This is a genomic window from Rhizobium sp. 62_C5_N11_2 (assembly GCF_051811185.1).
GTDB classification, from domain to species: domain Bacteria; phylum Pseudomonadota; class Alphaproteobacteria; order Rhizobiales; family Rhizobiaceae; genus Rhizobium; species Rhizobium leguminosarum.
On record NZ_JBPWPW010000002.1, the window covers coordinates 246,432 to 268,336 of the forward strand.

Sequence of the window (21,905 nt, forward strand, 5' to 3'; positions counted from 1 at the left end):
TATTTGTAGTTTGCAGCGTCTTATCGAAGACGGCGACACCCGGAGCGCTCATGGCTCCACCCCCATGATGATGGTTCTATGAAACCGGTCAGGGAGACGAAAGTTCCGGAAGCCATCGGTAAATGCTCCGGTCGCATCGTCAGGAATCCGACGTGCCCTCCTCCTCCACGAATATCCCCCAAGCGGCGATGAAGAGAGCGGCGATCAGCGGCCCGATCACGAAACCATTGATGCCTAGTAGAGAAATGCCGCCAATGGTGGAAATGAGGACAACATAGTCGGGAAGCTTGGTCTCTCTGCCGACCAGGGACGGCCGCAGCAGATTATCGACAAGACCGATGACGAGGGCGCCTACCGCAACCAGCACAATCGCCTTCACCCAAAAGCCGGCCAGAGCCAGGTAAATGGCCGTGGGGACCCAGATCAATGCGGCGCCGACCGCAGGCAGCAGCGACAGGAAACTCATCAGGACGCCCCACAGAAGGGCTGGCTCGACGCCAAGGGCCCAGAAGGCGATTCCGCCGATCGAACCCTGGATGATGGCGATGATAATATTGCCTCGCACGGTCGCGTGAACGACCGAAGTGAATTTGGAGGTGAAGCGAAGTGTATGGGCATCGCTGAGAGGCAGCGCTCTTCTGATGGCGCGGGCAAGGGCGCGCCCATCCCGGAACATGAAGAATAGGAGATAGAGCATCACGCCGAAGGTGACGAAGAACCGCACGGTGTTCTGACCGAGGCTCAAGGCGCGTCCGGCAAAAAAACCGCCGCCCTGCATCAATGCCGAGTAAACGCGGTCCTGAAACGTATCGACGCCGTTCAGCTCGATGCTCCGGAGCCAGTCGCGGAGGAACAAGGGCAATGCTTCCTGCAGATTATGAATAAAGCTCCGGACGTCGATCTCGCCGGTGTCCATACGTTGGTAGAGATGGTTGCCCTGCTGGACGAGTGAACTGAGGACGATCAGCCCGGGAATGATAACGACGCAGAGGCAGATCAACACAGACAGCGCTGCAGCGAGGTTTCCCCGCCCACCCAGCCGCGCCTCGATACGGGCGTGAAGCGGGAAGAAGATGATAGCGAGGACGACTGCCCAGAATATCGCCGAATAGAACGGTAGCACGACGGCGACGAACGCAATAGTCACGAGGACCAGAAGCACATAGAAACTGACACGCTGAAGGAGCATTCGATCTTTCCGCTTCGAGACCGCGATGATGGTAGCACAGATAAGGCGGCAGCGCTGAGCCGCCCGTCCATCCTACTCTAGCGGCTCAATGCCGTAGGCGCCGTCCCGACGGGAACTTCTTCTTCCGATTTAGTTATGCGCCTCATGTTAGTGAAGTCTGTCCAGCCGACGTTCGGAATAACAATTCACGTCGCAGATCAGGACGTTCACATCCTTGGCGGTGGCAACTCACATGGCATTCCAGTCGTCCTCCTGCATGGCTGCGGCAGTCTTGCGCAGGAAATTTTGCTTCCCTTCGACAACAGCGATATCCGGATCATTGCTCCCGACCGGCCCGGCTATGGACTGAGCACGCCGGCTGCACCGGCTGAGCGTGGACCTGAGGGACAGCCCTTCTGGCTTGAACGCCTTCTCACGTCTCTTGACCTGTCGGAGGTGAGGATCGTTGCGCACTCGATCGGCAGCGCAGCGGCGTTACACCTTGCTGCAAGAAGACCAGAAGTGTCGGGCATTTGCCCCATCATGTGGTCCCAGGCGTTGCGCGAGAGATGCTTTGTGATCTTGTGGAGGCATTCGCACAAGAAAAGGAACTGCCGCGTGTGAAGAGCATCGGCTCGCAGGCGGTTGCGGAAAGAGTACATGCCGATTTCAAAGGTGATGAATGCCCGGCCCTTTAACTCGAAGCGCCGCGGCATTCCAGAGTAACAATGGGGCAATACCAGACACAGGAGGCCCGTGAACCGATCTCCGCCTTTAGGGAGGATATGATTTTTCTGTTGTGGCAAATGAAAAATCTGATTTACTGACACTTCGCTGCTTGGCTTTAAGGGGGATATTGCCGATGCCGTGGACACGCAGAAATATTGTGCTTGGTGGATTGGCGTTACTTGGCGCCGGTGCGGTCCAGAAACCGGCATTCGCCGCCGCATCTTCCAATTTTGCCGGCACCGCCGTCGACAATGGCGTGACGTTCCAAAAGACCAACTTCGCCAAGATCGACAAGAAGTGGCACCGCCAGGTTGTCAAATATTTCAGCAGCGAGCCGATCGGCACCGTCGTCGTCGATACAAGGCACCATTTTCTCTACGTGATCATGGAGAACAAGACGGCCATCCGCTATGGCGTCGGCGTCGGCCGCGAGGGCTTCAAATGGTTTGGCCGCGCCACGATCGACGCTAAATCGCTTTGGCCGCGCTGGACGCCGCCGCCGGAGATGCGCAAGCGCCATCCTGAACTGCCCGAATTCGTGGCCGGAGGTTCACCGAAAAATCCACTTGGTCCCCGCGCCATGTATCTGCATCGCGACGGCGTCGACACCGGTTATCGCTTCCACGGCACGCTTGAGCCGTGGAGCATCGGCAAGGATGCCTCCAGCGGCTGTATCCGCATGTTCAACGAAGACGCCATCGATCTTTACCAGCGTTGCCCCATCGGCACCGCGGTGCAGGTTCTGCCGCACATTGCCGACCAGGCTGAACGTGCCGCGCAGGTCAGCCAAATAACTCCGGTCGAATGAGGAATATCCGCTGATGTTTGCTCCGACCGGATACATGAGGCAGCTTATGGCCGCGGCCATGCTCCTGGCGCTTACCGCCTGCACCACAACCAAGGTCGCGTCTCTGGAAGAACCCGCTGCGGCGCCGATGACCGGCCAGACCAACGATCCGGCGCCCGGTTTCGAAACCGTCGCGGCTGGCAGTGAAGAGGATTTCATCCTCAATGTCGGCCGAAGGATCTACTTCAAGCAGGACTCCGCCACGCTCGATTCCGTCGCCATGGCAACATTGGACAACCAGGCCATCTGGCTAAACAAGAACCCGACTTGGCTGCTCAAGCTGCAGGGATTTGCCGACGATTCCGGTTCCGCATCCCAAATGGAGACGCTGTCGCAGAAGCGCGCCGATGCGGCGATGGCCTATCTCGTCTCGAAGGGCGTGGACGCCAGTCGCATGTGGGCCAAGGGCTACGGCAACGACCGCGAAGTGCGCGACTGCACGGAGCGCTCCTGCAAGGTGCAGAACCGGCGCGTCGTCACCAATCTCCGCTCTCAGCCCGACGCGGCCTGATCCAGCTCGAACCAACGCTTGGTGCAGACGCGCCAAGCGCGATCGGCCGGGCTCAGCTCGAATACGATATGGATCTCGCCAGCCTGCCTTTAATTCGAAGATGGCAGTACATATTCGAGTGGTGACGGCAGATCGATGATGAACCTGATATCCGCGGCATTCGCAGCCACCACCAGTTGGTAGTCGCCTGCTTCTGCGCGGAAAGCGCCGGCCCCGACGTCGTAATAGGCGAGGTCGCGCGGCAGGATCCTCATTTCGGCCGTTCCTGTCTCACCGGGCAACAGCGAAAGCTTTGCGAAGGCGCGCAGTTCCTTGTCCGGCCGTTCTACCTTTGACCTCGGCGAACGCACATAAAGCTGGACAAGTTCCGATCCGGCCCGATCGCCGATATTGGTCAGATCGACGCTGACGGTCACGCCTTCGGCACCCATTTCGCTGGCTGAAAGCCGCGGTTCGCTCCAGTTGAAGCGCGTATAGCCAAGGCCGAAACCGAAAGGGAAGAGCGGTTCGACAGCACGCGTATCGTGATGACGATAGCCGACGAAGACGCCTTCGGCATAGCGCACATGCCCATCCTTACCCGGATAGACGGCCGGATCACCTGTGATGGCGGAATTGTCGGCAAGCGTCCTCGGGAATGTCTGCGGCAGACGTCCGCCGGGCTCGACATCGCCGAACAGGACATCCGCGACGGCATTGCCCAGCTCCTGCCCGGGGTACCAGATCTGCAGCACGGCGCGAACCTTGCCGAGCCACGGCATTTCCACTGGACCGCCGGTCTGCAGCACGACCACGGTGTTGGCGTTGGCGGCCGCAACCCGCTCGATCAGCTCTTCCTGCCGCCCCGGAAGCCGCATGTCGGGCAGGTCCAAGCCCTCGGTATCCCATTCGCCGTCGCGGCCGACGAAGAGAAGCGCCACATCGGCATTCAGCGCCGTCTCGACGGCACCCACGATATCGGCCTCGCCCAAGGGCTTTTCGACGCCGAACCGAATGGCCGTGAGGTTGATCCCCTCTCCGTTCGCCACCGGCGGGTCATATTCGACGGTGACGGCATGGGCTTTGCCCGCATCGAGCGCTACCGTGCCGCGCTGTTCGTCATTGGCCGTGCCGAAATAGTTTTCGCCGCGTGCCCAGCCGTCATGGCCGTCAACCGTCAGGCTGCCATCGACGAAGAGCCGCGCCAGTCCGGCATTGGTCATGCCGAAGACATGATCGCCGCTCTCCTCCGGCACGAATTGCATCGTCATCCGTGCCGAGAAATCGGTGGGGTCGAGCTCGGCCGCCGGCAGTTCGAACCAAAAGAACTCACCCTTGTCGACGGTCTCGACATGAAGCGGAGTGCCCCGGCAGCCGCGTCCCTTGAAATATTCGACGGTGATCTTTCCCTTGGCCACCTCGATCAGACGGTTATGGCGGCAGCCGACGGCGTGGCTGACGCTATTGGCATTGGAAAGGGCGGCTCGAATCCCTTCGAGCGGACTGACCACGTAATGCGCCGCGATCTGCGCGCTGCCACCGCCCATGACGCGCGCGCTCGCGGCGTTGGGTCCGATGACGGCGATCCGGTCGAGCGACGTCTTGGCAAGCGGCAGTATGCCGTCGTTCTTCAAAAGGACTGCGCCCTCTGCGCCGAGACGCCGGATCAGCGCCCGGTCTTCCGGCAGGTCGACCGCCTGCTCCGTAAGGTCGGGCTTCTTCTCGAACGCGCCGACCCGCTCGAGTAGAAGCAGGATCCGCTGCGCCGCCGCCCGCACGGTGGCGGCTTCGACCCTGCCCTCGCGCACGGCCGCAACCAGCTTCTCGCCGCGATCGCGCGCCGGGCCGGGCATCTCGAGATCAAGCCCGGCATTGATCGTCTCGGCCGTCGAATGCGAACCGAACCAGTCGGACATGACGATACCGTCGAATCCCCATTCCTGGCGCAGCACCTTGGTCAGCAGCCACTCATGCTCGCTGGTATAGGTGCCGTTGAGGCGGTTATAGGAGGACATGACGGCCATCACACCGGCGCGTTTGACAGCCTGTTCGAAGGGCGGAAAGTAGATTTCGCGCAGCGTCCGCTCGTCGATATCGGAAGACATGGTCTGCCGCTCTATCTCGGATTCATTGCCGGCGAAGTGCTTGATCGTCGCTGCGATCCCCTGGCTCTGCACGCCTTTGATATAGGCGACGGCGAGTTCCGCGGTCAGCATCGGATCCTCGGAATAACATTCGAAATTTCGCCCGTTGAGGCCGGAACGATGGATGTTCACCGTAGGCGCGAGCAGTACGGCGGCACCCTTGCTCTTCGCCTGGTGGGCAAGCGCCACACCCATGCGCTCGACCAGATCGGGATTCCAGGTGGCGCCGAGCGCGATGGCAGTGGGAAAACAGGTCGCCTTGACGCCGCCGACCAGCGAACCGGCGCCGCGGGCGCCATTCGGTCCGTCCGTCACCTTGATCTTCGGCACATCAAGACGCTCGACGGGAACCGTCGTCCAGAAATCGGCGCCGGACAACAGGGAGACCTGCTCCTCGAGCGTCATCTTGTCGAGAATGGAATCGATCATGCAAACCTCCCCTTCAATGGAATTCGGTTGCCGTGAAGTATTGCCGGAGCAAGCGCGGTGCTAACCCATCGGCGGCAAACGCGCACTTCTCAGCAGGTAAGGTAGTTCTTAAACCTACCGATTACTCGGTATTTTTAAGATGTCAACTGGCGAAGCCTGATGTATGGATAAAGAGCGCCGGAGAAACCGACGGGAGAGGCGATGGCAGAGTTTTCCGAATCGAATACCGGACAGGACGAAAAGCGACGACGCAGATCCCGCAAGGGCGAAGCGCGCCGCGCGGAGATCCTGACTGCTGCGATGCGGCGCTTCGCCGAAGACGGCTACCAGAATGCCGCCATCGCGGATGTTGCCCGCGACGTCGGCCTGTCGCTGCCCGGCCTGCTGCACCATTTCCCGACCAAGGTCGATCTCCTGCTCGCCATTCTGGATAAGCGCGATCGCGAAAGCGAAAGCTTCATCGGGCCCCATCGTTCCGATCTCCGCGGCCTGCTCAAGGGCATGGTCGAGGTCTTCCGCCGCAACGCCGATATGGTCGAGGTCATCAGGGCCTTCGCCATCCTGAATGCCGAGAGCCTGATGAAGGATCACCCGGCCAAAGGATGGTTTCTCGATCGCGCCACCCAACTGCAGAATGACATCGCCGCGACCTTCGAAGAGGCCGTCGCCGATGGCTCGATCGACGGCAAGATTGACGGCAGGGCAATGGCGGCCGAACTGATCGCGGTGATGGACGGCCTTCAGATGCTCTGGCTGCGCGATCCCACCCGCTTCGACATGGTCGGCGGGTTGGAAGCCTATATCAGCCGGCTGTTGGCGAGCCTTGGTCCGCAAGGCTGAGCCTTGGCTTACGGCTCTACTCGCGGGCGGTCCAGGATGATGCCTTATCGGAAACCGGCCTCCCATCAAAGCGCGCTAACCAGACCATAATGCGGCTTACAGCTTCGTGATACCTCTGCCCGACAAGCAGACCGGTATGTGTCGTGCCCCAGAGACCTAGATACTCGCTGCCGATGTGACGCGCTGTCGCCCGGCCGCGATGTTCATCGGATTCGTCGTTGATGGCGCAGATGACGAGGCTGGGACAGGCGATCATCTCGCCTTTGATGGAAATCCCCTCGGACCCGAAATGAAAGGAAAATGCGCTGAATGCCTTCGCAGATTCCATGGACAGGTACTTCCGCTGGAATTCGATATCCTCGAATGTTTCATCCACACTGATCTGCTCGTCGCGTGCTGGAGCAGGCACGACGAGGCCGGGCATTCGCAACGCGAGATCGCGATAGGGGGCCTCCGCATGCACTTCCCTGCAAATGCTGGAATCGATCAAGACCAGCCCGGCTATCTGCACACTTTCCGCCAGTTTCTGGCTCAGGATTCCGCCCATGCTGAATCCGATCACGATGGGAGGAGTTCCACATTCTTCGACGATTTCGGAGATCACCAGCCGGATGTCTTCCAGGTAATCTTCAAACAGGATTTTTGTGAAATCCACCGACCTGCTTTTGTAGTGGCCTCGCAGATTGACGCAATAAGACTTCCATCCAGCCGACATGAAATGAGGAATGTATTTGCTCCACATCCAACTCCCGGTAAAGGCGCCATGGACGAAGAGCAAAGGCGGCCGAACGGACTGCCTCGAAGCGCGGTACGCATGAAATATTTCCAGAAATAGGTCATTCTCTCCGACGTATTTTTCCGTGTGTTCGGGTCGTTCTTTTGCATAGTCCCGCATGCGTTCACTCCTTTGATATTGCCAGACGCCGTCCGAATAGGCGGCAATCGAGATCACCCGACCGCTGCGGCTGCAGGCGAAGGATTAGGCCTCGAAAAGCGCCTAGCATCGTGAGACAGAGGATATTTCCTACGCAATATTGATCAATGGTGGCCTGTGGACGTACATAAAGGACAAGATATCTCTAATCGGGTGTTATTGTGGACAGTCTCGCAAGCGTTGTCGCCTTCGTCCACGCCGTCGAACAGCAGAGCTACGTCGCAGCCGCCAGGGTTGGCGGAGTTTCGCCGTCTGCGATCGGAAAGGCAGTGGCGCGTCTCGAAAGCCGGCTGGGCGTGCGGCTCTTCAATCGGACAACGCGCAGTATCAGCCTGACTGAGGAAGGAGCGGTCCTCTACGAGCGCTACAAACGCATCATCGACGACATGGATGACGCAGAGGCCACAATCTCACGAAGCCGGGAACGTCCAAGGGGACGCCTTCGCGTCAGCGTACCACATATCGTCGGGCATCACCTTCTCATGCCGCTTCTGCCCATTTTTGCCGAGCAATTTCCGGAGATCGAACTGGACATCGATTTCGAAGACAAGGTCACAGACCTGGTCGCAGAGGGCCTGGATGTCGTCGTTCGGAGTGGTGAGCTTGCCGATGCTCGATTGATCGCCCGCCATCTTGGCGACCAGCATTTCGTCGTTTGCGGAAGTCCCGATTATTTCAAGCGCCATGGGCAACCGCAGACGCCTGATGACCTCTCCCAACATGCTTGCATTCACTTCAAATACCCATCCAGCGGCCGGCTCGCGCCGTGGGCATTCCGCTCACCATACGATCGGCTAATTTTGCCAAGAAGCCTTACATTCAACAATACGGACGCAGGGCTGCGGGCAGCACGGGACGCATTGGGGCTCGCGCATCTGCCTGTCTACGTCGCAGAACCCCATATGCGAACCGGAAGTTTGGTCCCCGTCCTGACCTCCTTCATGGTGCCGTACGGCTCGCTCTCGCTCGTCTGGGCGTCCAATCGTCAGCTTTCACCAAAAGTCCGCGCTTTCGTGGATTTTGTAGTTGCGAACTTTGCCGCCCGACCCGACGCTTTTCGACCGCTGGATGCGGCTGGCGGCTCATCCAATTCTGGGGGATAGCGGCCGCTTTCAGAAGCGCCCGCCAGTTCTTCAAATCATGGCGCGACATGCTTGCCATAGGCCATTTGATTCCCGGCACGTATGGCGGTTAGGCGTCAGGCATATTTCAGCTTCCAGGTCCGGATTTCGAACGGCATGATGTCGGCAGGTCCCTTCCGCTCCATCGGCTCTTCGAGAATGTTCAGCGGTTGCGATGCTGCCCATCCGGAAGGTAGACCGAGGGAGAGGTTACCGCGCCGGCCAGCTGGTTCGTAAAGGCGCAGGATGAGACCATCGCCTTCTTCCGCCGGCTTCAGGCCTGAGAACGCGACAGGGATGCCGTTGACCACAAGCGGCGCGAAGGTGCCGGTGGAGAGGCCGCTGGCCTCAGCAGCGACGAGCGGTTGATTGAGATCGATCGCCTCGTCGAGGACGCCGCCTTCATGCCAGGTGCCTTCATGCGGCATCAGCGCATAGGTAAAGCTCTGCTCGCCTTCATCGGCCAGCGGATCCGGATAGATCGGACCGCGCACGAGGCTCATGCCGATCACATTGCCGCGGGCGCTATGACCGTATTTGGCATTGTTGAGCAGTGCGACCCCGAAGCCCGGCTCGGTGATATCGACGAAGCGGTGCGCGACGGCCTCGAACATCGCCTGTTCCCAGGACGTATTCGTGTGCGTTGCCCGCTCGACGATGCCGAAGGCGCATTCGAACGTTGCCTTCCGGGCCAATGCGGCGACCGGGTTCAGCGTGCGCAGAAGGGTGCGGCGGTCATGCCAGTCGATCGTCGTTTCGATGTCGAGGCGCCTGGCGTTGGCCGTCAGCACATAGGTCTGCGTGACGCTCGAATTCCGGTAGCGGTAGACGACGCGGATCGCCGCTCGGTGCGGCCCTTCTTCAACGAGCGTGATGCTTTCCGGGGCATCGAGGCGGACGGCCTTTTCGGCATAATCCGCATCGATGTCCCAGGCGTCCCAGTTGCGCGGCTTGTCGCCCGGATAGACCCAGAGCTGATTTGCCGAGCCGTCGACCGCTTCCCGGCCCGTGGCCTTATGGATGAGGCTCACGACCGCCCCGTCCTTGCCGATGGCGACCGAGAGGTGCTCGTTTTCGAGATGGCCGGGGCCGGCCTTCAGCCCACTCGCGGGCTTGAGCGTGCCCTTGTCGAAGACCGCGACGGACAGGGGGGCGACGACATCGGCGGCCGAGACGACCGTGCCGTCGGAGAGCGTTGCGCTGAGCGGTCTGGCCGCAAGAGACGGATTGACGACGACGAGGGCATCGCCAACCCCGCCCTTCGGCAGCTTGGCCGACAGCGCCTGCAATGCCCTCGCCTGCTCGATCTTGGCACGGTCGATGACGCCGCCCAGTTCCTGCTCCGCATCCTGATAGACTTCACGGATGCTCGAGCCCGGCAGAATGTCATGAAATTCGTTCTTCAGCACGACGCGCCAATCGGCTTCGAGGCTCTGGGGCTTGTCTGCTCCAAGCATGTGCCCAAGCGAAGCGATGGCTTCGGCGGTGATCAGCGCACGTTCGGCCTGGCGGTGCTTGCGCTTGACGCCGCTTTGCGACGTCAGCGTGGCGCGGTGCAGTTCGAGATAGATTTCGCCATCCCACACCGGAAGGCTCTTTTCCCCCGCGGTGCGGTGCGCCTGCTCGTAATAGCTTTTGACGGTGCCCCAGCGTGCCTGCGGGATCGCCGGGAAATCGCGCAACTGCACTTCGCGCTCCACCATCTCGGGCGTGACGCCGCCGCCGCCGTCGCCATAACCGACGGCCAGAAGCGAGGTATCGTGCTGCGTCTTGCCGCGGAAATTCTTCCACGTCGGCACGTAGCAATCGGGTTGCACGAAGCCGTTATAACCCTGCATCGGATTGTCGAACGTATGGGTCAGCACCTGGCTGCCGTCGAGGCCCTTCCACCAGAAGAGATCGGAGGGAATATGATTGGTCTCGCTCCAGTTGACCTTGATGGTGAAGAAACTGTCGATACCGCCCTGTCTCAGGATCTGCGGCAGCGCGCCTGAAAAGCCGAAGCAATCCGGCAGCCAGCAGACCGTATGGCGCGTGCCGAAGGTCTTCTCGAAATAGCGCTGGCCATAGAGAACCTGACGGGCGAGACTTTCGCCGGTCGGCATGTTCGTGTCGGGCTCGACCCACATGCCGCCGACGGTTTCCCACTTTCCTTCCGCGACCTTGTTCTTGATGCGCTCGAGAAGGTCCGGGTCTTCCTCTTCCATCTGCGCGTAATAATGGGCGGTCGATTGATTGAAGCGGAAATCGTCGGAGCGCTCCATCAGCGAGAGCGCCGTATTGAAGGTGCGCCGCATTTTCCGACGCGTCTCGCGATAGGGCCAAAGCCAGGCAAGATCGATATGCGCATGGCCCGTCAGCAGCAGTTCTCCGTTCGGCGGAAAGCGCTTCTGCAGCTCCTTCAGCCGCGCCGTCAGAGCCTCGAAGGCCGCGGCTGCCGAAGCGCTTTGCTCTTCCGTGAGGCCTGCCGGATTAGCTTCAAGCTCCGGCAGTTCCCAGATTTTCTGCTGCATGACGGCGCCGGATGTGCGGGAGATATAAGCCGCCGTATCCGACGGCCAATCGAGACTGCGCAGCGCATGCTCGGCGGCATCCATCAGATGCGGAACGACTTCATGTTCACCCAGCGCATCGATTGCCTCGGCAACCTGCTTCAACAGAAGGTGCAGGCGGTGAGCCGGGCCATCGAGCCAGATAAAGCGGGACTTGTTGAGCCGCGGAGCGCGATTGGGTTCGCCGAATGGAAAGCGGGCGACGGTTTCCGTTGCGATCGAAAAGCGGCGACCCCTCAGCGGGAATTCCTGATGATAGGGATCGAGGCCGAATGTTTCGGTCTCACCGCCGGGGTAGCTCAGCGTAATCAGGCTCTCGCCGCCGAGATCGAGCTGCAGGCGAATGTCTGCGAGAGGCCACGCCTCCGGCGCTTCAGCGGTCGCGGCAAAATGCACCACCCCCTGGCGGTGCGGCCAATCCTGCTGAAGCGCGATCGGCTCGCCCTCGAAAGTCCAGCCGTCGATCACAGCACTTTGTCGATCCCGCCAATGAGCCAACTCGGCAATGCGAACTTTGAGACGATCGAGGCGCTGGGCAATGGTCAGAGGCATGGCTTATCCTGTTGAAAATCGACGGCTGACAATTTTGTCGTCATGCTTTGGGGCCGGGGTCATGGTTTGGGGGAGATGAAGATGGCGCGACCGACATCGCGATTGCCCGGCCCCTCCTCCAAGCGGGCTTGCAGAGTCTTAGATTAAGTAACTTTGATTTGGCGTCAAGCCCGGAAGAAGTGAACCGCGCCTGCGAATAGATCAAGCCGATCAACTCGCCCTTTCTAGGACCCTTGTAGTGCGGCAAACGTGGCCACGGAGCTTAGGTCACATGGAATTCAGAACTCGTGATGCGACGCTTTACGAGAGCCTATCCCCAGGGGTCATTTTTACGTCTCATTTCAACTGACCGGCCAATTGCGGGAGCTCTTTTTCTAAGAGGTTCATTGACTTATCGAAATCCTCTTGGGCGACCGCCGCTCTGAGGCGCGGAAAATAAACGCTGTTTGAGATCCCATCGATCACGACGAAATCGTAGGGTATCATATAGGACTCTACGACTCGGGCCGACGAAAGCTCCAACTTTCCTTCGCCGCCGACCGTTGTAATGGTGCGGGCTATCATTGAACCCTTCGTGGCACTTGGTTCGGGCGATAGTTTATTCTCCTCATCGTAGGCGTCCTTGAGAACGATCTGGTTTGCGAAATCCTGAGTAAACTTAATGTTTACGACGCGCGGCATGGCTTTGCTCCTGACTAATTGACTAGTCGCGTGTTAGACGGCTGTCACGATGTGCCATACTCTGAGTGATGGCATATGAATTCGGAGATCTCTTACCGGGTAACTGAGAGTCTAAAATGAGTGACTGTGCGTCACCGAGTTTGGTCGATATCTCAAGAATCTTCGAGGATGCAGTAATGCGCCACATTTGGTAGCCGGTGCCGAATCCGCATCCCACGGCTTCCCTCGCAGTTGAGTCCGTTACCAGAAATACTCGCGCTGAATCCATACGATAGCAGTGACTGTCGAAAGAGTATCCGTACGCAAGCACGACCGATGCGGTAATGCCGACTGTGCTGACAATTTTTAGTTCAAGGTCAGTGGCGATCCCGAGACCAACATCGAAATGCGCACTGGTTTCATTCCCTTTATCGTCGCGAGGATTTATTTCGACACCGTACAAGATAATCTCATTAGCTATATAACGTTTTTTAGAAGGTGCTGGGACATACTCGTCTGTCATTTCCAAGTCTCCCTGTTAATCGATTATTCTACGCCACCTCATGCAGTCCTCGATTTGTTGGATGAAGCTTTGGCCGCGACCGCTGTAACTGGCTTCAACAAATGTAAGCGCTGCTGATTCAAACGTGACTGTGTCAGGCTCCAGCAGGTGCCATGAATGCGTGAGGCCCTCACCAATAATATCCCGCGCCTCCTGCAGTGCAGCTTTGTAGGCAAAGTGCTTCAATTCGTATGACGCGCTCGATCGCTTTAGGCCTTCATAAAGTAAGGCTGGCTCCAGTTGCTGACGAAGGTTGCTGAAGCGCCGAGGATCGAGATCCGAGAGGCCACGTTCAAAAAGCAGCGTTTGGTAAACCTCGATCAGACTGTCGAAAAGCCCCGCAGCAAAAGGTTTTGATCGATCATGAGCCTCATCGCTAACGTCACCCATTCGCAACGAATTGTTGAACGACCGGATCTGCCTTTCGTCGCTCAGTTCGGCAAATCGATCTAGCTCGTTATGGATCAACAAGTTCCCACCGGTGCGCCGAAGAATTCGATCGAGGGCAGTGTCGAACTGCAGCAAGCCAAGGAGAGATATAAAATCGGCTATCGCCTCATGATACGCGAAGAAGTCACAGCCTCGTCCGTCCCCTTCGAGGATTCCGAGTTCGCTTAGGAGAACAAGATGGCCCATCTCATGAGCGATGGAGTCGAAATTTAACCCGAAGCAAGATGTCTGTCGGTTTGGAGCGCTCTCGCCGAGTTCAAGAAATCCGAAACCCGACTGCGCATTGTCCCAGCCCACGATATGAGGCACGATTTCAAGGCGCTGCAAATCCGGCTCGAAGAACCAGTTTATGCTTCGCCCGATGTATCCTTCGCAGACGTCAAGAACTCTCCGCGCACAAGCGTAACTATGTGCCGAGAGAAACCCCGGGGACCCGGGCGTGATGTGGTCAAAGTGACCGTCCGGACCCGGCTCTACAGGTGGTCGCAAAAGGCCGCGATAAGGCGGCAGGAACGGAAGAGCGTACGGACGCTTCGGCTCGACCGGCTCCACCACGTACATGCGATGATCGGAAGGTCCAGCGAGAATTGGTCCTGCTGAAGCGCCAATCCACACAACTTCGGGCTTTTCATATCCTGGTATAAAAGGCGCTTGTGGGAAGACAAGGAAGCGGGTTCCGAGAGCCGCTTGTGTAGCGACGCCACGCCCAGAGCCCTGCGGATGTATGATGGCATCCAATGCTCGCCCCCCATCGCTCAATTACCTAGACTTAAGCGATGGGCAACTATACCAGTACTAGGATGCGCACGGCAAGATATGATCGAAGAGATTGTAGTAATCCATATCGAGGGCGAAAGCTTCCGTAATTTGAAAATTGCTTTGGATTTCAGGCTGAGATCGGTGTGTGCCGAGGGAGATTAATTGCAGAAGGCTCTCTGCGTCGCTCTTCTTCTGTTTCACGACGCCGGACCGAAGCCACGTGGAGAGTGATCCAAGTTTACTGTACTTCGTGTCCTTTCGGGTCGCCGCCGCCAAGATCTTGCTGAAGCTTCTATCTCGGAAATGTATTGACCGGGCCGATGTTTCCAGCAGCCTGCGAAGCTGCTCAGAAATGATGCCGTTCCGTTCTGCGCTCTTTAGCGTCAACCTAATATCAATGAGGGCTTCGCCCAAGGCTTGGGACCCTAATTCAGGAGGAGCCATTGGCACGGTGACGTCAGCATCGTCGGCAAGTGGGTTGCGACGGTAGTACCGATAGATCAGTCCGTGACCGACCATTCCTTGAGGAGCGAGTTCGGCAGCCCTTAGGGCGCCGATGCTTGAAGCTCCGTACATGCGGACGCCCCGAGACATTGCCCAGATAATTTCCTTATGACGAATAGCAGGAGCCTGTCCGAACACACCGTCAATCAGTGCGATGGCAGATGGTGCGTACTTGGCAACAGCACGAACGACATCTCCACTCCCAACTGGAGGAAGAAAGATGGCGTCCAAGTGGTTCCGACCTTCGGCAGCGCTAAGTGTGGGCCCGGAGAATACGACCACATCATTGCGCATAGTAGATCTCTGGGTTCGTTTCCAAGGGTGGTGCGACAACTCGAACGACGTGGAGTGGCACCTCATCGTCGGTATATAGCATAACAAGTGCTACTGCTCTCGCGCCTGCGAGCTGCATTGCCTTCAGAACATGCTGAAACGTGCGGTCGTGATTGACGGGAGGTTCTTGCCAGGTGATAAGTCGACCTCCTGATGCGAGCCGTTTACGCCAAGCGGTCAACTCTGTAGCATCTGCGTTCCCATATAGTTCTGTCCTAATATCCTCTCGGGCTGCTGATATGACACCGAGCCGCGATTGGCATGCTTCCAACAACGCCTTGGTGAGTGCGCGGTCGTGGCTAAGGTCGCACCCAAAGCCTTCGCCAGGCAAAGGCGCGAAAGAAGCTCTATCGGACCCCTCCATTATTTGGCACCAGTACACAGGTAGTTCGTGAGGCGCGGGGATCTGCCAGATACCAACTGTAAAACCAACTGCGTTGAGCTTCTCGAGGATCTCGCCCGCGCTGCCTGAAGTAACTGACCTGCTCGCGACCTGATATCGGTCAAAGAAATGAGGGGTTCTCATAGCTTTGCAGCGAGCGTGCCGCTCCAGAATTTCAAGGCAAGCATGTATGGTAGCTTGGCGGACGCTGGTGCCGGCGGCAAGGCCGGTCGTATCTCTAGGCATCCATCGCGGGTGAGGCGAGGGGAACGTATACGTGGTGTCAACCAGCGCCAATGGAACTGACAATCGGTTTCCACTAAGAAGATCAACTCCCGCGATCCACGAAAGCGGCTCGATACTGTCTCCGGCGTCGAGGTACGACCAGAGCATGTTTTTGTTCAGCTCGGAAAAGGGTGCAGTGGTCACGATGTCGGAACTAATGCGCTCCGATGCCCAACCCTCCAGCGACTCCATCAGGGCGGAAATCGCTGCTAGCGGAAAGGTTAGCCCTTTGCCTTGATTGACCGACACCGACAAAGATTCGGGTCGCACTACCTGGACAACGGGTATCCTGATCCAATCCAACTCTGTCACCGAACCTAGTCGGGTTATTCCATACTGGTGCTTGCGGGCGAGAATGCGCTGAACCGTCTGCCATGGATCGTGAAACTCCAAAGGCCCACCATCTAGGACGCTTTCAAGGACTGATACGTGTTGCAAGATCCCCTCAGATTTTCTTGGACTATGGTTTGATCATCCTATCCATATCAGTCTTAGCCCGTCCAAGAAGCCAAGCCGCACCCTGTCCTTCGGCTATCCGGATTGCGTTTGCCAAGTCCTTTTTGATCGACGACGGTCGTTCGCTTAGGACACGCCTCAGCTTCGCGCTGTGCCTGTACAACTCGGGGAGCCAAAACAGTTGGCCGCTACTACGACCGACATCGACAGCATTTTGCAAGGTTTGCAGCGCTTCATCATTTCGGCCAAGCCGGTGGAGCACTTGGGCATGCATGTCGCTGTGCATGGAGAGATTGTCATCAGTGCCCAGTTGTTGCTGGAGTTGAAGGGCGTCTCCGAACCGCTTTCCGCCAATTCCGTCGGAAGATGTCATCAATTCCGCCCATCCGCAGTACATGTTGGCCCGTGCTTGACTTGCTGCCAGGCCGTGTTCTTCAGCCAGCGACAACATCTCCTCCCCTAAGGCGTGGACGTCATCGTACCTGCCTTGGCATCGACGAAGTACGATCGCGTAATAAAGCCCATGAACCATACTCCCAACGTGTTCAGTCGAGTCAGCCCAATCCAAGCACTCTTGAATTGCTGCTTCGCTGGCGTCAACTTCATTGAGAAGCAGGTAAGAGAGAGCACTTTCGCCCAATCCACATACCTTGGCGTCGTGTCCGCCGAAAAAGGCTCGATTTCGGACGGCTCGGTAAGAATCGTATAGCTCAAGGCCCTTCGCGACGCAGTCGAGACAGAAGTTGTGTTCACCTGCGTGAAAGCTGGTCGCCCACCCGCAGTGATACGACTGAAGCTTTGTTTCCTCGTCCTCGACAGATTGCATGTCTTCGACAAGGATCCGTGCCCGAGATTGTTGAGTCTGAATCTTTGGCGCTGTGAACCACCACCCCCAATACAACGGGAAATGCCTCTCCCGAACGGCAGAAGGTTGTTTTCGCAGGAGCTGCGTCGCTCGCGAATAGATCCGTCGCGCAACTTCGGAGCCTTCTCCTTCGAGCGCAGTTGCAACTACGCCCTGGAGCTTCAGCAGGTTCAACGTGAGGTCAGTGCGATCGGCTTCCCGCGAAGATATGCTACTCATCACTTCGGCGCAGAGTGTGAGGGAAACGTTGGCCTCATGCATTGCGGACCGAAGGACGCTTGCTTCAGCCGCTGCCAATGCGAACCTCGCGGCGGCAACGTGTAGGCCAGCTTCGGCGCACTGCCAGGCAGCTATTGCTGCAGGCAAGCTGGGGGTTCGCTCCTGAATCAGTAAGTCTGCAATCCGCCGGTGTATTCGCCGTCGATCGCTCTTCAGAAGACTTCCGTACGCAGCTTCCTGCATTAGAACATGGCGAAACTGATAGGTGCGGGGAGCCGTAGGCAAGGGTTCGATAATGCCTTGTGAAAGCAGTCTCTCGATGTGGACATCAACAGCTTGACGGCTTGTTTCCTCAAGAAGATACGTGAGCAGCGGGATGCTGAATTCACGACCTATTACGCTAGCAAATTGGGCAACCTTTCGAGCGGGGCCGGTTGACGCCAGTCTTGCGGACAGCAGATCGTTTAGCGAGGTGACGCCACCATCGAGTAGCAGCCCTTTCCATTTCCCAAGTGGGTGTCGCCCCCGGAAGAAATCGGTCAATTCCTCAGCATAGAGGGGCATCCCATCGCATTGGCCTAGAATGAAATCAGACAAACCTGGAGGGGGACGTTCACCCCAGATGGATTCCACCAGATCCCGAATTGCAGTCGGAGCCAAGCCCGTGAGTTCTATTTCGGTTGTGGCCGCCAATGACCTCCGTATTCGGGAAGTTTGTAATATCAGCACCGGGAGCTCGTGAGCCAACGAACCAAGGCGATCCATCAACTCGACCGTCATCCCATCGGCCCAATGAACGTCCTCAAATACGAGGAGCGTAGGGGTAACAACACTGGCATTGCACGTCAACAGATGAGCGGCGGCTTCGATCACCTCCTGTCGAAATGCCCGACCGGAAAGATCCGTCGTACGGATCTGGCCGGGGTTGCTTGATTTTTGCTCGGCTGTGAACGAAAGGATCGTTGCGGCGGAAGCCTCACTTAGCTCTCTGCCGGTTGTTCGGAGAGCCTTTAAAAAAGCTATCGCATTTCCATCCCTCAGAATGGATGTTCCCACGACGGCCTCAAGAAAGGCAACGAACGGGTGCAATGGTTGGCTTTCCAAGCGTCTGTTGCACTGAAACACCACACTATCATGCTGGGTCTTCGCCAATCGATTTGCGAATTCCCGCATCAGTTTCGACTTGCCTATACCCGCTTCACCGACTAGCGCTATTGCGCTTCCGTTACCCCCGCAGGCCGCTTCCCAAGCTTTCGAGAGTGCCGTCAACTCCTTTTCCCGGCCCCTAATGGGCCTGTTGAGGTCTTGAGGCAGCGCCCCTCCAGGTGGCTCCTCCAATCGGCCTTGGGGTCGCCAAAGACCAATCGGTTCGTCAAAACCTTTGAGTTTGGCTTCTCTCGACAAGCTGTATTGAAATTTACTGCGCGTCAGTTGGAAAGTGGACTCGGCGACGAGCGCCGAATTCGGATCGGCCTCTGCCTGCAGGCGGGCGGCCAGAATTGGCGCCGTTCCTATAATTTCATTGCCTTCAGAGGAAAACACGACGAGGCTCGTCGCAACACCGATGCGCAACTTGAATACCAGTCGGGACTTCGCTTTGGATTTGGCGGCAAGCTCGATCAGTTCCAGCGATGACTGAACTGCGCTTTCTGCAGCATCTTCGGCTTGTTCGGGATATCCAAAAAAGCAGCAGCCACCGTCTCCAAGGCGCTGATGAAGAAAGCCGCCATGCTTTTTTATGATGGCCTCAGCGTTTTGATGCAGGGCGGTAACAGAACGGAAGAACTGTTCCGGCTCGCTCTTCAATAGAAGCTCTGTCGATCCAACTATATCATAGAACAGGGCAGTGACTTGCCGTCGCTCGCCTGAAAACCGAAATCGTGCGTCGCGGGTCTTCATGATGGATCGCCCAGCATCAGAGAAGCCATGCAAGGACAGCCGATTTGTGGCTTTTATGCAAGCTTTAAGTGGATCTACTCAATTATCAATTGAGCGGGCGCAGCGCCCGGAATGGCGGATACATATGGCGACAGGTGCGGGAACGGTCATCGATGCAGCTTCTACATTCTCGATGGCTGGTCACATCAAGAGACACTTGACGCGCGTATTCAACATCCAAACGTCATCAGGGTCCGCAGGCGCGATGCGCTGGGTCAAGCAGCAGCCTGCTGGGCTCAGATGCACGGCATAACCATGCTAATGATCGACGGCCTGCTGTCGGACGAAACGGTTGGACCGGATCCTGTCGCCTCTGCACTCTCCACTTTTCTTGAAGGATTGGCGCGATGAAGGCGTAACGTCAGAAGCATCCTGACCACCTGCAGGTTAGGTTTTTGCATTATATTGTTCGAGAAATCTCCGCCGGGACTGCTCGATGTGATGTTTCGTTGCTTTATATGCCGCCGCAGAATTTCTTCGGGACAAGGCTTTGATAATACCAGCGTGTTCTTTGTTGACGTCCTTGGTCGCGCTTGGCAAGTAAAACAACCGGAACAAATGCACGTGCGTATGCAGCCTGGTTAGCGCGTCGTGAACCAGTTCGTTTTTGCTGGCCGAAGAGATGAAGTTGTGCAACTGCCCATCGCTCCGTGCGAAGTCGAGGAACTTTCCCCTGAGATCGCGGCTCTCGATCGCCTGCATCGAATGATCGATCGCGTTCAGCGTCTCTATCGCTTCATCGTCGAGGTTTCCCGCCGCGTGTTCCGCTGCATAGGGTTCCAGCAGTAATCGCATGTCGAACAGCTTTTCCACCTGACTAAGATCGAGTTGTCTTGCCGCGCTGTAGCCCACCAAATGGGTTTTCACGACAAGTCCTTGCGCTTCCAATCTCGAGAGCGCCTCCCTTATCGGTGTGTGCGACACGCCGATTTCCTTGACGAGATTGTCGATGAAGATGCGGCTTCCCGGCGGAATGCTTAGCGACTTCAGCTGTGGGTAGAGGTAGTTATAGACCTCATCCGCCAAAGCGGCCGCTTTGCACCGCTATTCGGATTTTCGGCTGCGTTGTTATTTATCATTGAAGCCCCTTGACTGTATTGGCCACTGTCGGGTCTGACACACCATTGTGGGCTTTCTGAAGTCCACCTGCCGAGCCTTTACCGCAACATAAACGATGACGACGAGGAACAGGATCGCGAACAGGCCTTCTCCGACACCGCTCGTAGGTCTGCTCATTTCGATCTGCCCAAGGGCGATAAGTGAGAGGTAGATGAAAGGGAGCGCCATGACGCCAAGGAACGTGAAGAGGCATCTAACGCTCCCTCGCAGTACGAGAATTGGCTGGGCGGCGTTTGGGTCGCGGCCGGCGGCGGGAGAATGTTCATCAGTCATCGGTTGAATTCAACTCTCTACGCAAGTGATTCCGAGCACATCTTAACTGTGTAGAGCCGCGGCCCTTCGTTAAAAGCATCTACTGGAAAATCGTTACGAACACCTGCAAGCGTGATACAGAACCGAATAGTGCTCTAGGAAAGACGGTCATGCGGTATCTTCGATCAGGGCCGCGTCGGCTTCAAGCCCAGGACATGGGCGCCCCGCGCGCCAAAACAGTCGGTCTGAGGTCGGGCGAGATCGCCGACCGGAATATTCGCGTCATTCTGGAAGCCATCCGCCGCCACGGCCCGCTGACCCGGATGGAGCTTGGCCGGCATTGCGGCCTTACCGGCCCCGGCATTACCAATATTCTCCGCCGACTGGCCGAGGAAAAGCTTGTCACCTCCAACCGCCGCAATGGCCTTGGCGGAGGCGCCACCGCTACCGAGTTTGCCTTGCGCCCGGAAGGTGCTTTCTCGATCGGCGTCAAGCTTCGCCAAAGGCGTGGCGAGGCCGTGCTCATCGATCTGAGTGGTCAGGTCCATGACCGGGTCTATATCGAGCTGGACCCCGCAGACAAAGTCGGCCTCGTGCATGCGGCGGTCAGGGATATGGTCGACCGTCATGCCTCATTGCCGATCATCGGCCTTGGCATCGCCGCCAACGACTGGACGCAGGATCAAAGCGATCAGATCGCCGCGATGTCGACGATCGCGCGTCCTTATGTCGAGAACGAGTGTACGGCGAGCCTTCTCGCCGAACGCACGATCGGCAGCTCCGGCAGGGAAGGCGGACTTGCGATGATCATTATCGACGACGACGTTCAGGCCGGCTTTCTCATTCGCGGTATTCCCTATTCCGGCGTGCATGGTCGGGCAGGCAGCATCGGCGAAATGCTGACCGGCCCGGATAATGTCCAGCTAAACACCGTCGTCGGTTTCGAATCCCTGCGATCGCGGATCGGCGACCAGGACTTCACCCGCCTGTTGCAGGGGGAAGAATTCCCCTCGTCGTCACTGTCGCAATGGATACGGGAGGCCGCTGGTCATCTGCTCGACCCGATCATCGCCATGGCTGGATTCCTCGCTCCGAGCGTCGTCATGATCGGGAGCGATTTGCCACAGGGTGTGATCGAAGCGCTGATCCATCAGCTTTCCATCGAGCGGCGCGACACCTCGACGAGGCCCTTGCTGACGCCCTGGATTTCGCCGATGAAACCCGCGAGCTTCAGTGGCGGCGGCGTTGCGCTCGGTGCAGCCCTCCTGCCCTTCCTCAACACTTTGCTGCTGCCGCCTGCTTCGGCCTGATGGCC

General features: G+C 57.9%; 18 protein-coding genes. 6 read left to right on the forward strand and 12 right to left on the reverse strand.

Features of this window, described 5'->3' with window-relative positions:
• Nucleotides 1-139 precede the first annotated feature (139 nt).
• Nucleotides 140-1,189 carry an AI-2E family transporter gene (locus AB8B31_RS24830; protein WP_113543042.1) on the reverse strand — a complete coding sequence of 350 codons (1,050 nt, stop codon included), beginning with the start codon at nt 1,187-1,189 and terminating at the stop codon, nt 140-142.
• Between the two features lie 144 nt (nt 1,190-1,333).
• Between AB8B31_RS24830 and AB8B31_RS24835 the strand changes: the two genes are divergently transcribed.
• The 3 genes from AB8B31_RS24835 (at nt 1,334) to AB8B31_RS24845 (ending at nt 3,255) form a co-directional block, all read left to right on the forward strand.
• Complete coding sequence (locus tag AB8B31_RS24835) at nt 1,334-1,792, forward strand: alpha/beta fold hydrolase (RefSeq protein ID WP_245275429.1); 459 nt, start codon at nt 1,334-1,336, stop codon at nt 1,790-1,792.
• A gap of 238 nt (nt 1,793-2,030) precedes the next feature.
• Nucleotides 2,031-2,705 carry a L,D-transpeptidase gene (locus tag AB8B31_RS24840; protein WP_026242340.1) on the forward strand — a complete coding sequence of 225 codons (675 nt, stop codon included), beginning with the start codon at nt 2,031-2,033 and terminating at the stop codon, nt 2,703-2,705.
• A 13-nt stretch (nt 2,706-2,718) separates the two neighbouring features.
• Nucleotides 2,719-3,255 (forward strand): OmpA family protein, encoded by a 537-nt coding sequence (locus tag AB8B31_RS24845; RefSeq protein WP_018516895.1) that lies wholly within the window; start codon nt 2,719-2,721, stop codon nt 3,253-3,255.
• Nucleotides 3,256-3,344: 89 nt separating this feature from the next.
• Here the strand turns inward: AB8B31_RS24845 and AB8B31_RS24850 are convergent, their stop codons facing one another.
• Nucleotides 3,345-5,807 carry a glycoside hydrolase family 3 C-terminal domain-containing protein gene (locus AB8B31_RS24850; RefSeq protein WP_018516896.1) on the reverse strand — a complete coding sequence of 821 codons (2,463 nt, stop codon included), beginning with the start codon at nt 5,805-5,807 and terminating at the stop codon, nt 3,345-3,347.
• 201 nt (nt 5,808-6,008) lie between these two features.
• On the opposite strand from AB8B31_RS24850, the gene AB8B31_RS24855 reads away from it, so the two are divergent.
• The gene (locus AB8B31_RS24855) at nt 6,009-6,647 is read left to right on the forward strand and encodes a TetR/AcrR family transcriptional regulator (RefSeq protein ID WP_018516897.1); all 639 of its coding nucleotides are present in this window, start codon (nt 6,009-6,011) and stop codon (nt 6,645-6,647) included.
• Between the two features lie 16 nt (nt 6,648-6,663).
• Here the strand turns inward: AB8B31_RS24855 and AB8B31_RS24860 are convergent, their stop codons facing one another.
• The gene (locus tag AB8B31_RS24860) at nt 6,664-7,542 is read right to left on the reverse strand and encodes an alpha/beta hydrolase (protein ID WP_032990309.1); all 879 of its coding nucleotides are present in this window, start codon (nt 7,540-7,542) and stop codon (nt 6,664-6,666) included.
• A gap of 200 nt (nt 7,543-7,742) precedes the next feature.
• On the opposite strand from AB8B31_RS24860, the gene AB8B31_RS24865 reads away from it, so the two are divergent.
• Nucleotides 7,743-8,684 carry a LysR family transcriptional regulator gene (locus AB8B31_RS24865; RefSeq protein ID WP_018516899.1) on the forward strand — a complete coding sequence of 314 codons (942 nt, stop codon included), beginning with the start codon at nt 7,743-7,745 and terminating at the stop codon, nt 8,682-8,684.
• Between the two features lie 95 nt (nt 8,685-8,779).
• On the opposite strand, the gene AB8B31_RS24870 is transcribed toward AB8B31_RS24865, so the two are convergent.
• The 9 genes from AB8B31_RS24870 to AB8B31_RS24910 form a co-directional block, all read right to left on the reverse strand.
• Nucleotides 8,780-11,806, reverse strand: coding sequence for an alpha-mannosidase (locus tag AB8B31_RS24870; protein ID WP_018516900.1), 3,027 nt, complete (start codon nt 11,804-11,806; stop codon nt 8,780-8,782).
• A 336-nt stretch (nt 11,807-12,142) separates the two neighbouring features.
• Entirely contained in the window at nt 12,143-12,487 is a 345-nt protein-coding gene (locus tag AB8B31_RS24875) for a hypothetical protein (RefSeq protein WP_018516901.1), read from the reverse strand.
• Nucleotides 12,488-12,509: 22 nt separating this feature from the next.
• Complete coding sequence (locus AB8B31_RS24880) at nt 12,510-12,989, reverse strand: hypothetical protein (protein WP_018516902.1); 480 nt, start codon at nt 12,987-12,989, stop codon at nt 12,510-12,512.
• Between the two features lie 15 nt (nt 12,990-13,004).
• Entirely contained in the window at nt 13,005-14,216 is a 1,212-nt protein-coding gene (locus AB8B31_RS24885) for a hypothetical protein (protein WP_018516903.1), read from the reverse strand.
• Between the two features lie 57 nt (nt 14,217-14,273).
• Complete coding sequence (locus tag AB8B31_RS24890; RefSeq protein WP_245275427.1) at nt 14,274-14,972, reverse strand: TfuA-like protein; 699 nt, start codon at nt 14,970-14,972, stop codon at nt 14,274-14,276.
• Between the two features lie 52 nt (nt 14,973-15,024).
• On the reverse strand, nt 15,025-16,179 hold the full coding sequence (locus tag AB8B31_RS24895) for a YcaO-like family protein (protein WP_026242341.1): 1,155 nt from the start codon (nt 16,177-16,179) through the stop codon (nt 15,025-15,027).
• Nucleotides 16,180-16,201: 22 nt separating this feature from the next.
• The gene (locus tag AB8B31_RS24900) at nt 16,202-19,180 is read right to left on the reverse strand and encodes an ATP-binding protein (protein WP_018516906.1); all 2,979 of its coding nucleotides are present in this window, start codon (nt 19,178-19,180) and stop codon (nt 16,202-16,204) included.
• A 426-nt stretch (nt 19,181-19,606) separates the two neighbouring features.
• Complete coding sequence (locus tag AB8B31_RS24905) at nt 19,607-20,245, reverse strand: GntR family transcriptional regulator (RefSeq protein ID WP_018516907.1); 639 nt, start codon at nt 20,243-20,245, stop codon at nt 19,607-19,609.
• Between the two features lie 42 nt (nt 20,246-20,287).
• Nucleotides 20,288-20,611 carry a hypothetical protein gene (locus tag AB8B31_RS24910; RefSeq protein WP_018516908.1) on the reverse strand — a complete coding sequence of 108 codons (324 nt, stop codon included), beginning with the start codon at nt 20,609-20,611 and terminating at the stop codon, nt 20,288-20,290.
• A 149-nt stretch (nt 20,612-20,760) separates the two neighbouring features.
• Here AB8B31_RS24910 and AB8B31_RS24915 point away from each other — a divergent pair, with 149 nt between their 5' ends.
• On the forward strand, nt 20,761-21,900 hold the full coding sequence (locus AB8B31_RS24915) for an ROK family transcriptional regulator (RefSeq protein ID WP_018516909.1): 1,140 nt from the start codon (nt 20,761-20,763) through the stop codon (nt 21,898-21,900).
• Nucleotides 21,901-21,905: the final 5 nt, after the last annotated feature.

What these genes read in the sequence shown, in the direction of transcription:
- AB8B31_RS24830 (WP_113543042.1), bottom strand. Translation starts at nt 1,189, where the DNA reads ATGCTCCTTCAGCGTGTCAGTTTCTATGTGCTTCTGGTCCTCGTGACT.
- AB8B31_RS24835 (WP_245275429.1), top strand. Translation starts at nt 1,334, where the DNA reads ATGTTAGTGAAGTCTGTCCAGCCGACGTTCGGAATAACAATTCACGTC.
- AB8B31_RS24840 (WP_026242340.1), top strand. Translation starts at nt 2,031, where the DNA reads ATGCCGTGGACACGCAGAAATATTGTGCTTGGTGGATTGGCGTTACTT.
- AB8B31_RS24845 (WP_018516895.1), top strand. Translation starts at nt 2,719, where the DNA reads ATGTTTGCTCCGACCGGATACATGAGGCAGCTTATGGCCGCGGCCATG.
- AB8B31_RS24850 (WP_018516896.1), bottom strand. Translation starts at nt 5,807, where the DNA reads ATGATCGATTCCATTCTCGACAAGATGACGCTCGAGGAGCAGGTCTCC.
- AB8B31_RS24855 (WP_018516897.1), top strand. Translation starts at nt 6,009, where the DNA reads ATGGCAGAGTTTTCCGAATCGAATACCGGACAGGACGAAAAGCGACGA.
- AB8B31_RS24860 (WP_032990309.1), bottom strand. Translation starts at nt 7,542, where the DNA reads ATGCGGGACTATGCAAAAGAACGACCCGAACACACGGAAAAATACGTC.
- AB8B31_RS24870 (WP_018516900.1), bottom strand. Translation starts at nt 11,806, where the DNA reads ATGCCTCTGACCATTGCCCAGCGCCTCGATCGTCTCAAAGTTCGCATT.
- AB8B31_RS24875 (WP_018516901.1), bottom strand. Translation starts at nt 12,487, where the DNA reads ATGCCGCGCGTCGTAAACATTAAGTTTACTCAGGATTTCGCAAACCAG.
- AB8B31_RS24880 (WP_018516902.1), bottom strand. Translation starts at nt 12,989, where the DNA reads ATGACAGACGAGTATGTCCCAGCACCTTCTAAAAAACGTTATATAGCT.
- AB8B31_RS24900 (WP_018516906.1), bottom strand. Translation starts at nt 19,180, where the DNA reads ATGAAGACCCGCGACGCACGATTTCGGTTTTCAGGCGAGCGACGGCAA.
- AB8B31_RS24910 (WP_018516908.1), bottom strand. Translation starts at nt 20,611, where the DNA reads ATGACTGATGAACATTCTCCCGCCGCCGGCCGCGACCCAAACGCCGCC.
- AB8B31_RS24915 (WP_018516909.1), top strand. Translation starts at nt 20,761, where the DNA reads ATGCGGTATCTTCGATCAGGGCCGCGTCGGCTTCAAGCCCAGGACATG.